At 67.3% G+C, this 13,649-nt stretch carries 13 protein-coding genes; 7 read left to right on the top strand and 6 right to left on the bottom strand.

Translation table 11 applies throughout. The features are described 5' to 3' along the window. Nucleotides 1–9: 9 nt before the first annotated feature. Together ACAG21_RS25410 and ACAG21_RS25405 are read right to left on the bottom strand one after the other, a co-directional pair. Nucleotides 10–1,428 carry a cystathionine beta-synthase gene (locus ACAG21_RS25410; RefSeq protein WP_370499027.1) on the bottom strand — a complete coding sequence of 473 codons (1,419 nt, stop codon included), beginning with the start codon at nt 1,426–1,428 and terminating at the stop codon, nt 10–12. 87 nt (nt 1,429–1,515) lie between these two features. After that, nucleotides 1,516–2,583 carry an alpha/beta hydrolase gene (locus tag ACAG21_RS25405; RefSeq protein WP_370499026.1) on the bottom strand — a complete coding sequence of 356 codons (1,068 nt, stop codon included), beginning with the start codon at nt 2,581–2,583 and terminating at the stop codon, nt 1,516–1,518. 242 nt (nt 2,584–2,825) lie between these two features. Between ACAG21_RS25405 and ACAG21_RS25400 the strand changes: the two genes are divergently transcribed. Both ACAG21_RS25400 and ACAG21_RS25395 read left to right on the top strand, forming a co-directional pair. Continuing rightward, nucleotides 2,826–3,773, top strand: coding sequence for an SGNH/GDSL hydrolase family protein (locus tag ACAG21_RS25400; RefSeq protein ID WP_096291331.1), 948 nt, complete (start codon nt 2,826–2,828; stop codon nt 3,771–3,773). Between the two features lie 90 nt (nt 3,774–3,863). After that, nucleotides 3,864–5,081, top strand: a complete 1,218-nt coding sequence (locus tag ACAG21_RS25395) for an acetyl-CoA C-acetyltransferase (protein WP_370499025.1) — start codon at nt 3,864–3,866, stop codon at nt 5,079–5,081. A 185-nt stretch (nt 5,082–5,266) separates the two neighbouring features. Here the strand turns inward: ACAG21_RS25395 and ACAG21_RS25390 are convergent, their stop codons facing one another. Continuing rightward, nucleotides 5,267–6,112, bottom strand: coding sequence for a Bax inhibitor-1/YccA family protein (locus ACAG21_RS25390; protein ID WP_096289799.1), 846 nt, complete (start codon nt 6,110–6,112; stop codon nt 5,267–5,269). Nucleotides 6,113–6,374: 262 nt separating this feature from the next. Here ACAG21_RS25390 and ACAG21_RS25385 point away from each other — a divergent pair, with 262 nt between their 5' ends. The 3 genes from ACAG21_RS25385 (at nt 6,375) to ACAG21_RS25375 (ending at nt 10,032) form a co-directional block, all read left to right on the top strand. Continuing rightward, complete coding sequence (locus ACAG21_RS25385; protein WP_370499024.1) at nt 6,375–7,424, top strand: enoyl-CoA hydratase/isomerase family protein; 1,050 nt, start codon at nt 6,375–6,377, stop codon at nt 7,422–7,424. Between the two features lie 13 nt (nt 7,425–7,437). Beyond that, nucleotides 7,438–8,232, top strand: coding sequence for an enoyl-CoA hydratase (locus ACAG21_RS25380; RefSeq protein WP_370499023.1), 795 nt, complete (start codon nt 7,438–7,440; stop codon nt 8,230–8,232). Nucleotides 8,233–8,382: 150 nt separating this feature from the next. Beyond that, nucleotides 8,383–10,032, top strand: coding sequence for an alpha/beta hydrolase (locus ACAG21_RS25375; RefSeq protein ID WP_370499118.1), 1,650 nt, complete (start codon nt 8,383–8,385; stop codon nt 10,030–10,032). Here the strand turns inward: ACAG21_RS25375 and ACAG21_RS25370 are convergent. Beyond that, nucleotides 10,029–10,469 (bottom strand): rhodanese-like domain-containing protein, encoded by a 441-nt coding sequence (locus tag ACAG21_RS25370; RefSeq protein ID WP_370499022.1) that lies wholly within the window; start codon nt 10,467–10,469, stop codon nt 10,029–10,031. The two genes, ACAG21_RS25375 and ACAG21_RS25370, sit on opposite strands and share 4 nt — an antisense overlap. Then, the gene (locus ACAG21_RS25365; protein ID WP_370499021.1) at nt 10,466–11,065 is read right to left on the bottom strand and encodes a cysteine dioxygenase; all 600 of its coding nucleotides are present in this window, start codon (nt 11,063–11,065) and stop codon (nt 10,466–10,468) included. The genes ACAG21_RS25370 and ACAG21_RS25365 overlap by 4 nt, the downstream gene beginning before the upstream one ends. A gap of 115 nt (nt 11,066–11,180) precedes the next feature. On the opposite strand from ACAG21_RS25365, the gene ACAG21_RS25360 reads away from it, so the two are divergent. Together ACAG21_RS25360 and ACAG21_RS25355 are read left to right on the top strand one after the other, a co-directional pair. Then, nucleotides 11,181–11,633, top strand: a complete 453-nt coding sequence (locus ACAG21_RS25360) for a lipoprotein LpqV (RefSeq protein ID WP_370499117.1) — start codon at nt 11,181–11,183, stop codon at nt 11,631–11,633. Nucleotides 11,634–11,736: 103 nt separating this feature from the next. Beyond that, entirely contained in the window at nt 11,737–12,762 is a 1,026-nt protein-coding gene (locus ACAG21_RS25355) for a patatin-like phospholipase family protein (protein WP_370499019.1), read from the top strand. Nucleotides 12,763–12,778: 16 nt separating this feature from the next. Here the strand turns inward: ACAG21_RS25355 and ACAG21_RS25350 are convergent, their stop codons facing one another. Further along, complete coding sequence (locus ACAG21_RS25350) at nt 12,779–13,648, bottom strand: patatin-like phospholipase family protein (protein WP_370499018.1); 870 nt, start codon at nt 13,646–13,648, stop codon at nt 12,779–12,781. Between the last annotated feature and the right edge of the window lies 1 nt (nt 13,649).

Raw genomic sequence — 13,649 nt, 5'->3', positions numbered from 1 at the left:
CATGCGCCGTTAACGCCGCCCTGCCGGTACCCGCGGTCCGTCCGACAGAAAGCCCAACAGGTCGTATCGGGTGATGACCCCGACGGGTTTGCCTTCCTCGACGACCATCAGCGCATCCCAGTCGCGCAGCGCCTTTCCGGCTGCGCTGACCAGCTCGCCGGCACCGATGATCGGCAACGGCGGGCTCATGTGCTGGGAGACGGCGTCGGCCAATTTGGCGCGGCCCTCGAAGACGGCCGAAAGCAGTTCGCGCTCCGAGACGCTGCCGGCGACCTCGCCGGCCATCACCGGGGGCTCGGCGCCGACCACGGGCATTTGGGACACCCCGTACTCGCGCAGAATGCCGATGGCGTCGCGCACCGTCTCGGTCGGGTGGGTGTGGACCAAGTCCGGCAGCGCACCCGACTTTCCGCGCAGTACGTCGCCGACGGTGGGCTGTTCGGTCGAGCCGTCAAGGCGGGTGCGCAGGAAGCCGTACGACGACATCCACGCGTCGTTGAAGATCTTCGACATGTAGCCGCGGCCGCCGTCCGGAAGCAACACGACGACGAGTGCGTCGGGCCCGGCCTCCTCGGCCACCTTTGCCGCGGCCACCACGGCCATCCCGCACGAACCGCCGACCAGCATGGCTTCTTCCCGGGCCAGCCGCCTGGTCATGTCGAACGAGTCGGAGTCGGATACGGCGATGATCTGGTCGGGGACCGTCGGGTCATACGCCGCGGGCCAGAAATCCTCTCCGACGCCCTCCACCAGATAGGGCCGGCCGGTGCCGCCCGAATACACCGACCCTTCAGGGTCCGCGCCGATGATGCGCACGGGTCCTTCCGGCCGGTCGGCCGACACCTCCTTGAGGTAGCGGCCCGCCCCGGTGATCGTCCCTCCGGTGCCGATGCCGGCGACGAAGTGGGTGACCCTGCCGTCGGTGTCGGCCCACACCTCGGGACCGGTGGTCGCGTAGTGGCTGGCCGGGCCCTGCGGGTTGGCGTATTGGTCGGGCTTCCAGGCGCCGTCGATCTCGCGGACCAGCCGGTCGGAGACGCTGTAGTAGCTGTCCGGGTGCTCCGGCGGCACCGCCGTCGGGCACACCACGACCTCCGCGCCGTAGGCGATCAGCACGTTGCGCTTGTCCTCGCTGACCTTGTCGGGGCAGACGAACACGCACTTGTAGCCGCGGTGCTGGGCCACCAGCGCCAGCCCGACACCGGTGTTGCCCGAGGTGGGTTCGACGATCGTGCCGCCCGGCTTGAGCAGACCGGCGGACTCGGCGGCGTCGATCATCTTCACCGCGATGCGGTCCTTGGAGCTGCCACCCGGGTTGAGGTACTCGACCTTTGCCGCAACCGTGCCAGCACCGGCGGGGATGACGGAGTTCAGGCGAACCAGTGGCGTGCCGCCGATGATGTCACTGATGTGCTGCGCAATTCGCATGCGCTTATCGTCTCAGGCGATTTCTGGCCGCGCACACCCGCTCTCGGTGCAACAGGGGGCCCGGGCCGGCCGTGCGGGGCCGAACGGCTAGCCGGTGGCTTGGCGGATGTACTCCCCGATTTGGCGCAGCGAACGAACGGCCTCGGGCACCAGTGGCGCCGCCAGCTGGAAATCGTGAACCTGGCCGGGCCAGACCCGTACCTCGGCCGGGACCCCGGCGGCCGCAAGGCGGCTCGCCGCTAACCGCGCGTCGTGCAGCAGCACCTCGGATCCCGACACGTGGATCAGCGTGCGCGGAAGGCCGGGCTTGATGTGGTCGAGGGGTTCGTAGATCTCCTCGGCCTTGCCGTCGACGATGTTCTTCCTCGCCGCGCTAGCAACCAATTCGACGAGCGCGTCGAATGCCTTCACCCCGAACATCGCATCGATCTTGATATTGGGGTGCGTTTGCTTGAATTCCTTTGCCAGTTGCAACAGTGGCGAGATCGCCACCAGCGCCGCCGGCTCCTCGCCTTCCTCCTGCAGCCGTTGCGCCAGCGTCAGCGCGAGGTAGCCGCCCGCGGAGTCGCCGGCGAGAACGATCTGATCGGGCTGGAAGCCGCGCCGCCGCAGCCAGCGGTAGCCGTCGTGGCAGTCCCGCACGGCCATACCGATCGAATGCTTGGGCAACAGGCGGTAGTTGACCACCAGAACGGGCGAGTCGGCAAACTTCGAGATCGATTCGACCACCCGGCCGTGAGAGTTTGCTCCGCAGGTCAAGAACGCGCCGCCGTGGAAGTAGAGCACCACCCGCCGGGTGCCGTCCGCGGGCAACACACCTGGCGCGCGGACCAATTGTGCCGACGCATTTGGCAACTTCACGGTGTTTCGCACGGTGGCCGACACCGGCAGCAATGCCCTGGCTGCGAGGTCGATCAGACCCCACGGCCACGGCAACGTGGGGGCATAGCTGCCGGCCGTCAGAATCGGCCGGATCGTCACGCGCGAGGCCAGTGTGGCTACTCGCCCCTGGACGCTGGGGCCGGATTCGAGGACCTCTACCGGCGCGCCGTCGCTGATAGCGAATTTGCGCGCCTCGGCCCTGCGTGACTTCAGCAGGTCACGAAGGTGGGCGGCATTCCGGGGTGCACCGGAAACCTTGCTGGGTGCGGTCATGCTCGACACTCCTACGCCTTTGTAGTGCGATACAGCATGTGACGAGCAAGCCGAGCGCCCAGTTCAAATCGTGCGCCGAGTCGTTCAGCCAACCCGTTAAACTTAGCTTCGCAGGCATTTCTTAAAGGAACGTTTGAAGAGTCTGATTTGATACCACATCTGATTCACAACGTGACCGCTTTGTTTGTCGGCCGTCCGCGCAAACACGACAGCCGATCTAAAATGATCCCGTGACCGTGAGGGTGCCGCGTCTTTCGACCATCGCCCTGGCCACGGCGGGCGCAGTCGCCTCGACAGGTACGGCCTATCTGGGCGCGCGAAACCTGCTGGTCGGCCAGGCGACCCACGCGCGCACGGTGATCCCCCGGGCCTGGGACATCCCGCCGCGCGCCGACGGCGTGTACAGCCCGGGCGGCGGGCCGGTGCAGCGGTGGCAGCGTGGCATGTCCGCGGACATGCACCTGATGATCTTCGGCGACTCGACCGCCACCGGGTACGGCTGCGCGAGCGCCGAAGAAGTGCCGGGTGTGCTGATCGCACGCGGCCTCGCCGAGCAGACCGGTAAGCGTATTCGGTTGAGCACCAAGGCCATTGTCGGCGCGACCTCCAAGGGCGTCAGCGGGCAGGTCGATGCGATGTTCGTCGCCGGGTCACCGCCGGACGCGGCCGTGATGATGATCGGCGCCAACGACGTCACCGCCCTGAACGGGATCAGCCAGTCTGCCCGACGGCTGGGCCGGACCGTGCGCAAGCTGCGTTCGCGTGGCGCGGTGGTGATCGTCGGCACCTGCCCGGATCTTGGCGTGATCTCCGCGATCCCCCAGCCGCTGCGATCGCTGGCGCACGCGCGGACCCGACAGCTCGCCCGCGCACAGACGGCGTCGGTGCGATCCGCCGGCGGGGTGCCGGTGCCGCTGGCTCACCTGCTGGCTCCCCAATTCCGGGCCACTCCCGAACTGATGTTCTCCGCCGACGGCTTCCACCCCTCGCCGACCGCGTACGCCCTGGCCGCCGCGCAGCTGCTGGTGGCGCTCTGCGATGCGCTGGGCCAAGAGATCGAGGGCCCGGTGCTCAACTTGGCCGCGCGCGCCGAGACACCCATGGTCAGCGGCGGCCACACCCCGCTGAGCGCCATGTCGCGGCTGTGGCGACGCCCGTCGCCCAGCGAGGCCGCCCCGTCGTCGAACTGACGAATCGGCACCGACTAGATTTGCTTTAGCCCGCCGGGTTGGGTGTGCCACCCGTTTTCACGCGAGCGAAGCATCTTGAAGGGAACCGTCATGCCCGAAGCCGTCATCGTCTCCGCCGCCCGCTCGCCGATCGGGCGGGCCATGAAGGGGTCGCTGGTCAACATGCGGCCCGACGACCTGGCCGCCCAGATGGTGCGCGCCGCACTCGACAAGGTCCCCGCGCTCAACCCGCATCAGATCGACGACCTGATCCTGGGCTGCGGCCAGCCCGGCGGTGAGGCCGGATTCAACCTGGCGCGCGTGGTTGCCGTCGAACTGGGCTACGACTTCCTGCCCGGCACCACCGTCAACCGGTATTGCTCGTCGTCCCTGCAGACCAGCCGGATGGCGTTCCACGCGATCAAGGCCGGCGAGGGTGACGTGTTCATCTCCGCGGGCGTGGAGACGGTGTCCCGCTTCGCCAAGGGCAGCGCCGACTCGTGGCCGGACACCAAGAACGCACTGTTCAGCGAGGCGCAGGAGCGCTCCGCGGCCGCCGCCAACGGCGCCGACGAGTGGCACGACCCGCGCGCCGACGACAGCCTGCCCGACGTCTATATCGCGATGGGGCAGACGGCGGAGAACGTCGCACTGCTGACCGGCGTGAGCCGCGAGGACCAGGACCACTGGGGCGTGCGCAGCCAGAACCGCGCCGAGGAAGCGATCAAGAGCGGGTTCTTCGAGCGGGAGATCTCGCCGGTGACACTGCCCGACGGCACCACGGTGAGCACCGACGATGGTCCGCGACCGGGCACCACCTACGAGAAGATCAGCGAGCTCAAGCCGGTGTTCCGGCCCAACGGCACGGTGACAGCGGGCAACGCTTGTCCGCTGAACGACGGTGCGGCGGCGCTGGTGATCATGAGCGACACCAAAGCCAAGGAGCTGGGCCTGACCCCGCTGGCCCGCATCGTGTCCACCGGCGTCAGCGGCCTGTCGCCGGAAATCATGGGGCTCGGCCCGATCGAGGCGTCCAAGAAGGCGCTGGCTCGGGCCGGCATGTCGATCAACGACATCGATCTTTACGAGATCAACGAGGCCTTCGCGGTGCAGGTGCTGGGCTCGGCCCGGGAGTTGGGCATGGACGAGGACAAGCTGAATGTCTCCGGCGGCGCGATCGCGCTGGGGCACCCGTTCGGCATGACCGGCGCCCGGATCGCCGCCACGCTGATCAACAACCTGCAGACCTATGACAAGACGTTCGGCCTGGAGACCATGTGCGTTGGCGGTGGCCAGGGCATGGCGATGGTGATCGAGCGGCTCAGCTAGCTCTTTGCGAGCTCTTTGCCGAGCTCGTCTGCCGAGTTCGTCTGCCGCGACGAGTGTGCGTCCTGGGCGCCGAATGTGCGCCCAGGACGACGTGGTCGCACCCTCAACGCAACGAAGAGCGAGCGGGTTTAGCGCAGCAAAGAGCCGGCCCGCCCGAAGGCAAGCCGGCTTTCCGGTGAGAGAAGCTAATCGTTCTGCAGATAACTGAGCAGACGCAGGATCTCCAGGTACAGCCAGACCAGCGTCACGGTCAGGCCGAGCGCGATGCCCCACGCCGCCTTCTCGGGGGCTCCGGCGCGGATCATCTGGTCGGCCGCGTCGAAGTCGATCAGGAAGCTGAACGCGGCAATGCCGATCACGACCAGCGAGAACAGGATCGCCAGCGGCCCACCGCTGCGCAGACCCAGACCCGCTCCGCCACCGACACCGAACATGCCGAGCACCAGGTTGCCGATCATCAGGGCCAGCGCACCGAACATCGCGCCGACCACCCAGCGGGTGAATTTCGGGGTCACCCGGATGGCGCCGGTCTTGTAGACGACGAGCATGCCGAAGAACACCCCGAAGGTGCCCAGTACCGCCTCACCGATCAGCGCGCCCGCGTTGACGTGCGACACCTGGAAGTTGGCGAAGACAAACGAGACCGCGCCGAGGAACAGGCCCTCGAGGACGGCGTAGCTGAGCACGATCCCCGGGTTGTCCTGCTTGCGGCCGAACGTCGCGATCATCACAAGCACGAAACCGCCCAGCGCGCCGATCAGGGTCAGCGGCATCGCCAGGGCGAGGTTGTTGCTCACCAGGAAGTAGGAGACGATCGCCGAGACGGTCAGCACGCCGAGCGTGATGCCGGTCTTGGTGACGACGTCGTCGATGGTCACCGGGCGGGTGGCCTTGGCCTCCTGGTACGGAGCCGTGTAGGGGTCGGCTTGGTAGTACCCCTGCTGCATCTGGGCCGCGCCAGTGCCGAATTGCGCATATCCGCCGCTCTGCTTGGGCAGCGAACGAAATACCGGGTTGCTGGTCTCCCGCACCGTCGGATCCTCTCTTAAGACTTATGGCTTCGCGTCGTGCGAACACTTGCTCAACGATCAGTCGCCGTCCCAGGTTCCCAGCGGAACTGGTGTGTTCAGCGTATATCCGAGCCCGGTGCCTGTCGCCAAGCTCAAACATAATCCTTACCCGCGGGCATCGCGTCGCTTGTCACGATCTAGATTGCTGGTCAAGGCCCGGTAGTCATCGCGGCGACACCCTGGGCACAGATTCCGACCCGGATACGGACTGAGAGGCTGCCCAGTGACCGAAGGCGCGACCGAGCAATCCGACGAGATTTTGGCCCGTGTCGACAATGGCGTCGGCCTGATCACGCTCAACCGGCCCAAGGCAATCAACTCGCTCAATCAGACGATGGTCGACGTGTTGAGCCCCCTGTTGGCGCGGTGGGAAAACGACGATGCGGTGCGCGCGGTGGTGTTGTCCGGGGCCGGCGAGCGCGGGTTGTGCGCCGGCGGCGACGTGGTCGCGGTCTATCACAGCGCCCGCAAGGACGGCGTCGAGGTACGGAAATTCTGGCGCGACGAGTATCTGCTGAACGGTCAGATCGGCCGGTTCGCCAAGCCGTACGTGGCGTTGATGGACGGCATCGTGATGGGCGGCGGGGTCGGCGTCAGCGCCCACGGCAGCGTTCGCGTGGTCACCGAAACCTCAAAGGTGGCAATGCCGGAGGTGGGCATCGGCTTCATCCCCGACGTCGGCGGGGTGTTTCTGCTGTCCCGGGCGCCCGGCGCCCTCGGGCTGTACGCCGCGCTGACCGGCGCACCGTTTTCCGGAGCCGACGCGATAGCGCTCGGCTTCGCCGATCACTATGTCCCGCACGACCAACTCGAGGCGTTTCGCCAGGCGATCGTCGACGAGAGCGTCGAGAGCGCACTGGCCGCCCATGCCACCCCGCCGCCACCGAGTGAGCTTGTCGCGCAACGCGATTGGATCGACGAATGTTTTGCCGGCGATACCGTGGAGGACATCCTCGCGGCGCTGCGCCGTCATGACGCCGGGCCGGCGCGCGACGCCGCGAATCTGATCGGTACCCGATCCCCCATCGCGGTGTCGGTGACCCTGGAGGCGGTGCGCCGGGCGGCGAAAATCCAGACGCTGGAAGATGTTCTGGTCCAGGACTATCGAGTGTCGTCGGCGTCGGCGCGCTCCCATGATCTGGTGGAAGGCATTCGGGCACAGATCATCGACAAGGATCGCAATCCGAAGTGGTCGCCGCCGGACCTCGCGGCGGTCTCCGCGGCCGACATCGAGGCGTATTTCGCGCCGGTCGATGACGACTTGACTTTCTAGAAAGGCGATTTGGATGAGCGAGACAACCCCCAAAAACTACGAGACCATCCTGGTCGAGCGCGACGAGCGGGTCGGGACCATCACGCTGAACCGGCCGAAGGCGCTCAACGCGCTCAACAGCCAGGTGATGATCGAAGTCACCAGCGCAGCAACAGAATTCGACAACGATCCGGGCATCGGCGCGATCATCATCACGGGCGCGGGCGGCAAGGCCTTCGCCGCGGGTGCCGACATCAAGGAGATGGCCGGGCTGAGCTTCGCCGACGCGTTCGGCTCGGACTTCTTTGCCACCTGGGGCAAGCTGTCCGCCGTGCGCACGCCGACGATCGCCGCGGTGGCCGGATACGCGCTCGGCGGCGGCTGCGAGCTGGCGATGATGTGCGATCTGCTGATCGCGGCCGACAACGCGAAATTCGGCCAGCCCGAGATCAAACTCGGTGTGCTGCCGGGCATGGGCGGTTCGCAGCGTCTTACCCGCGCGATCGGCAAGGCCAAGGCGATGGACCTGATCCTGACCGGTCGCACCATCGGCGCCGAAGAAGCCGAACGCAGCGGTCTGGTGTCGCGGGTGGTACCGGCCGACGACCTGATGAGCGAGGCCAAGGCCGTCGCCACCACGATTTCCCAGATGTCGCTGTCGGCGTCGCGAATGGCCAAGGAAGCCGTCAACCGTGCCTTCGAGTCCACCCTTGCCGAGGGACTTCTCTACGAACGCAGGCTGTTCCATTCCACCTTCGCGACCGACGACCAGTCCGAGGGCATGACGGCGTTCGTCGAGAAGCGGGATCCCAACTTCACGCATCGCTAAGATGCTCTCGTGAGCGAGCCAGGTTCTGCGACCGCCGCCGACGACGGATCAACGGCCGGCGCAGACGAACTCTCGGGCCCACGAGACGCCGCAGCGACAAGCGTCGCCACCGAACCCGAACCCGAAGCCGAGCCGGAAAGCACCGACGAGCTGGCCGACATCGCGACCAAGCCGTTTTGGGTGCGCCACTACACGTTTACCGGCACCGCGGTCGGCCTTATCTTCATCTGGTTCTCGCTGACGCCGTCGCTGCTGCCCCGCGGCGCGATTTTTCAGGCGTTGGTCAGCGGCTTCTCCGGCGCCATCGGTTATGGGCTGGGCGTCTTTTCGGTCTGGCTGGTGCGCTACATGCGCACCAAGAACTACAGCCCACCGCCACCGCGATGGGCGTGGAAGGTGTTGATCCCGGTCGCGGTGGTGGGCCAGGTGCTGATGGCGATCTGGTTCCACGTATGGCAGGACGACGTGCGCGATCTGATGGGTATCGCACATCTGCACTGGTACGACTACCCGATCGCCGCGGTCCTGTCCGTCATCGTGCTGTTCACCGTCGTCGAAATCGGCCAGGCCATCCGCATTCTGGTCAGTTTCCTTGTGGGACAACTGGACCGGGTCGCACCGTTTCGCCTGTCGGTGACCATTGTGGTGGCCATGCTGGTGACGTTGACGATCACGCTGCTCAACGGCGTCGTGCTCAAGTCCGCGATGCGCACCATGAACAACACGTTCGCCGCGACCAACAATGAGATGAGTCCCGCGACCGCGGCGCCGAAAAGCCCGTTGCGATCGGGCGGCCCGCAATCGCTGGTGTCGTGGGAGTCGTTGGGCCGCGAGGGCCGCATCTTCGTCGAGGGCGGTCCCAAACTCGACGAACTGACCCGCTTCAACGCAGCCCCGGCCACCGAACCGATCCGCGCCTACGCCGGCCTGAATTCGGCCGACGGCATCACCGCGACCGCCGAACTGGCGGCCCGTGAACTGCAGCGCGAAGGCGGCTTACAACGCCAGATCGTCGCGGTCGCAACGACTACCGGCACCGGCTGGATCAACGAGGCCGAGGCCTCGGCACTGGAGTACATGTACAACGGCAACTCCGCGATCGTCAGCATGCAGTACTCGTTCTTGCCGAGCTGGCTGTCGTTTCTGGTGGACAAGGAGAATGCCCGGCACGCCGGCCAGGCATTGTTCGAGGCCGTAGACAGGCTGATCCGTCAGCTGCCCGAGGGACACCGCCCCAAGCTCGTGGTGTTCGGTGAAAGCCTGGGCTCGTTCGGCGGTGAGGCGCCGTTCATGAGCCTCAACAACGTGCTGGCCCGCACCGACGGCGCGCTGTTCAGCGGCCCGACGTTCAACAACACCATCTGGACCGACCTGACCGCCACCCGCGACGCCGGCTCACCGGAGTGGCTGCCCATTTACAACGACGGCCACAACGTCCGATTCGTCGCTCGCCCAGGCAATCTGGATCGTCCCAAGGATCCGTGGGACGCACCGCGGGTGGTGTATTTGCAGCACGCGTCCGACCCGATCGCGTGGTGGACGCCGGATCTGTTGTTCAGCGAACCGGATTGGCTACGCGAAGGGCGCGGCTATGACGTGTTGCCGCAAACACGGTGGATCCCGGTGGTGACCTTCCTGCAGGTGTCGGCGGATATGGCCGTCGCCGTGGACGTGCCCGACGGTCACGGCCATCGCTACGTCGCCGACGTCGCCAACGGCTGGGCCGCGGTGTTGTCACCGCCCGGATGGACGCCGGAGAAGACCGAGCGGCTGCGACCGCTGTTGCACGCCAACGATTAGAGCCAGCGGCGAGCGGGCGCCCCGGCGTTCGCCAGCACGTCCGGACTGACCGGATCGCCGGCTAATTCGGCGAGCACACCGGCGCCGGCCAGCGCGTGGTAGCCGCCGACGACATCGGTGGCCCGGTGCAGGCCGATGTCGAGCAGCGCGGCCGCCGCCAGGCTGGAGGTGTAGCCCTCCGAACACAGGATCACCCACTCGACGTCGTCGCCGACGGCTTCGGGCAGGCGGGAGTCACTGGTCGGGTCGCAACGCCATTCCAGGACATTGCGTTCGATCACCAACGCGCCGGGAACCTCGCCCTCGCGGAATCGCTGCGCCTGCGGCCGGATGTCGACGAGCACCGCCCCGCGCCGCAGCGCATCGGGCACCTCGGCGGCTGAAAGCCGCCGAAAACGGCGTCGGGCGGATCTCAAGACCACGTCGATACGGCTCATTGCGTCCCCTCCGGTTGGTCGGTCAGTTCGGTGCGCTGACGGCGCAGCCTGTTGTTCCTGGTGACCTCGTAGTACGACATCGCGCTCAGCGGCGGTGAGTACGCGTGCACGCTCAGCGTCGGTGCGACCGGTCGCTGGATTCCGGCGCCGGCCCCGGGCAGCGGGCGCGCGACAGGCCTGGGCGCCCACACCACGTCGTGCACCCAGCCCAGCGGAAAGCCGGCCTGATCGCCGGCATCGAGCCGGCGCCGCCGTAAATTCGTTCCGTCCCAACGGAATTCGTTGAGTGATCCGGACACCACTGTCAGCGCTCCCAGTGACCCACCGTGGTCGTGCAGTTCGGTGGGGTGGCCGGGAACCCAGCTGATCAGCCAGACGTCGAGTTCGTCGTCGCCGTGGATGCGGGTGAACCAGCGCCGCGAGTGCGGTACGCCGCCGTCGGGCAGCAGGTGGTCGCAGCGGCCGCTGAGCACATCGTCGGCGGCTCGATCGGTGGCGTGCAGCAGGTCGGGAACCCGCAGCCGCGTGGGCCCGGCGGAGGGCGACGCGACGGCCGGTGGGCGCAACGCAACGGAACTGGCGACAGACACAGACATTGGAGAACTCCACGAGGGATCGGATTGGGCAAGGGCGGCGCGTTAAGGCCGACAACACTCGCAAAATCCGAAGCGCTCCATCACGGCCGCCAGTGTTGCATAGATTGAGGCTGTGTTGTCGTGCAGTCACCGCCCCCGGCGATGGGGCGCACTCGTCGTGGCGGCCGGTTTGGTCGCCGCGCTTTCTGTTGCCGGGTGCTCGTCGGGCGGTGCCCCCGCGGGCCGGGTCACCTCGTCGGCTCCGCCGTCATCGGCCGGCCCGCCGGGCCCGGCTTCGGCGCCGCCGGGGCCGGTCGGCCTGTCCCCCGCCGGGGTGACGACCAAGGTCGATGTCCCTGCGGAGTCGACCGAAGAGGAGTACTACCAGGCCTGTCATGCCGCAAAAGTGTGGATGGACGCGCGGCCCAAGACCGGGGAATCCCAGTTCGAGCCCTATCTGGCGATGCTGCAGACCGCCCCGGCAGCCACCGCGGGCAGCTGGAACACGAGATGGGTGGACTTGACGCCGGCCCGGCAGGCTGCCGTGATCACCGCCGCGCGGGCGGCCGCCAACGACGAATGCGGCTAGCGTCCCGGGACCGCGGTTCGAACTCCTGCGCAATTGCGATCACGGATGAAAAAAGTGCCGCCCCGACCCGGCGAGGGTCGGTTCCGGCACGCAAAATGTAGGGGTGTCTGGCGAAGCCGTTGCGCGTCGATCCTCACGTACCCGGGTCGCTGTGGCACTCGGCAGCGGTGGTGCCCGGGGTTATGCCCACATCGGGGTGATCGAGGCGCTGCAGGACCGCGGCTTCGAGATCGTGGGGATCACCGGCTCGTCGATGGGTGCGATGATCGGCGGCCTGCAGGCCGCCGGGCGGCTCGACGACTTCGCCGACTGGGCGAAGTCGCTGACGCAACGCACCATCCTGCGACTGCTCGACCCGTCGATCAGCGCGGCGGGAGTGCTGCGGGCAGAGAAGATCCTGGAGGCGGTGCGCGACATCCTGGGCCCCGTCCGGATCGAGGAACTACCGATCCCCTACACGGCGGTGGCGACCGATCTGCTGGCCGGCAAGTCGGTGTGGTTCCAGCACGGTCCGCTCGACGAGGCGATCCGGGCATCCATCGCGATTCCGGGCGTGATCCCTCCCCACGACGTCGGCGGCCGACTGCTCGCCGACGGCGGCATCCTGGATCCGCTGCCGATGGCCCCGCTCGCGGTGGTCAATGCCGACCTGACGATCGCCGTGAGTGTCAGCGGCAGCGAGGCGATCGCGAAACGAGAACCCGAGCCCGGCGCCACCGTCGAGTTGCTGAATCGCATGGTGCGCAGCACGACTGCGCTGCTCGATACCTCGGCGGTGCGCTCGCTGCTCGACCGTCCCACCGCGCGAGCGGTGTTGAGCCGGTTCGGTGCGGACACCTGGACGGAGGACTCGGGCGAGGACGACGCCGACCAAATCGTGGAAGCGCCCGGGGTACCGAAGCTGGGCAGCTTCGAGGTGATGTACCGGGCGTTCGACATCGCCCAATCCGCGCTCACCCGGCACATGCTGTCGGCCTATCCGCCCGATCTGTTGATCGAGGTGCCGCGTTCGACGTGCCGCAGCCTGGATTTTCACCGGGCCGCCGAAGTGATCGACGTCGGGCGGCTGCTGGCCGACCAGGCGCTGGATTCACTCGAACGCGTGTCTGAGGATCCTATCGAGGACTGATCCTTTCGAGACCCGTTCAGACACCGAGGAATTCGGCGACGGCTTGGGCTTCGCGGCGGCCTTGTTCGCGTCCCGCCACCGCCGAGCTGACGCGACAACGCGGGTCTAAGACGTTGGGCCCGAACGCTTTCAACGAGTCGGCATCAGCGAATACGCCGAATGCGTTGCCGCCGAACGCCGCGATCTCGGCAGCCGGTCCGCCGCCGAACGGCGATGGCGCATCGGCTGCGGCGGGCACCAACACCACGGCCGTGTCGCAGTCGTGGGCGACGTCGAGGTTCACCGAGCCGGCGACCCCGCCGTCCATGTATCGCCGGCCGGCGACTGTCACCGGCGGCCACGCCCCCGGTACCGCGCAACTGGCCGCGACCGCATCGACGAGCTCCACCTGCGATTCGGCGTCGAAGACCGCCAATTCACCGGTAGCGGTATCGATCGCGGTGATGCGCAGGGCGCGGTTCGGCCAGTCGTGCGACGGCAGCCGTTGCGCAATCACCTGGCGGCGCACCGACTCGGGGACGGTCTTGGTGCTCAAGGCCACCGCCCCGATCCGCTGCATCTGCTGACGCGTCCTGCCCAGCGAGTCGTCGTACGGCTCACCAAGGGCGGCCAGGAAAAGCTCGGTGATGGTCTGGACGTCGACGCCGGAATCGATTTCGCTTGACGTCTCGGCGACTTGCCGTTCGTACAGCGTCTGCAGCGGGTCGCCGCTGCCGATCTGGGCGGCGACCGCCGAGCCCGCCGACGTTCCCACCAGCACATCCGAGTCCAGCAGCAGCCGCGCCGCGGCCGGTGATTCGTCGGCAATCCCCTGCAAAATGCCTGTCTCCCAGGCGATTCCGGCTATTCCTCCGCCGGCCAACACCAGCGCGCGTCTGGTCGTCATG

This window comes from Mycobacterium sp. pR1184 (assembly GCF_041287235.1).
GTDB lineage: Bacteria > Actinomycetota > Actinomycetes > Mycobacteriales > Mycobacteriaceae > Mycobacterium.
Note: the sequence above shows the minus strand (reverse complement) of the source record. Positions and strands in the feature narration are given on the sequence as shown.

Coding starts and splice junctions, on each gene's coding strand:
- ACAG21_RS25410 (WP_370499027.1), bottom strand. CDS start 1,428: ATGCGAATTGCGCAGCACATCAGTGACATCATCGGCGGCACGCCACTG.
- ACAG21_RS25405 (WP_370499026.1), bottom strand. CDS start 2,583: ATGACCGCACCCAGCAAGGTTTCCGGTGCACCCCGGAATGCCGCCCAC.
- ACAG21_RS25395 (WP_370499025.1), top strand. CDS start 3,864: ATGCCCGAAGCCGTCATCGTCTCCGCCGCCCGCTCGCCGATCGGGCGG.
- ACAG21_RS25380 (WP_370499023.1), top strand. CDS start 7,438: ATGAGCGAGACAACCCCCAAAAACTACGAGACCATCCTGGTCGAGCGC.
- ACAG21_RS25370 (WP_370499022.1), bottom strand. CDS start 10,469: ATGAGCCGTATCGACGTGGTCTTGAGATCCGCCCGACGCCGTTTTCGG.
- ACAG21_RS25365 (WP_370499021.1), bottom strand. CDS start 11,065: ATGTCTGTGTCTGTCGCCAGTTCCGTTGCGTTGCGCCCACCGGCCGTC.
- ACAG21_RS25350 (WP_370499018.1), bottom strand. CDS start 13,648: ATGACGACCAGACGCGCGCTGGTGTTGGCCGGCGGAGGAATAGCCGGA.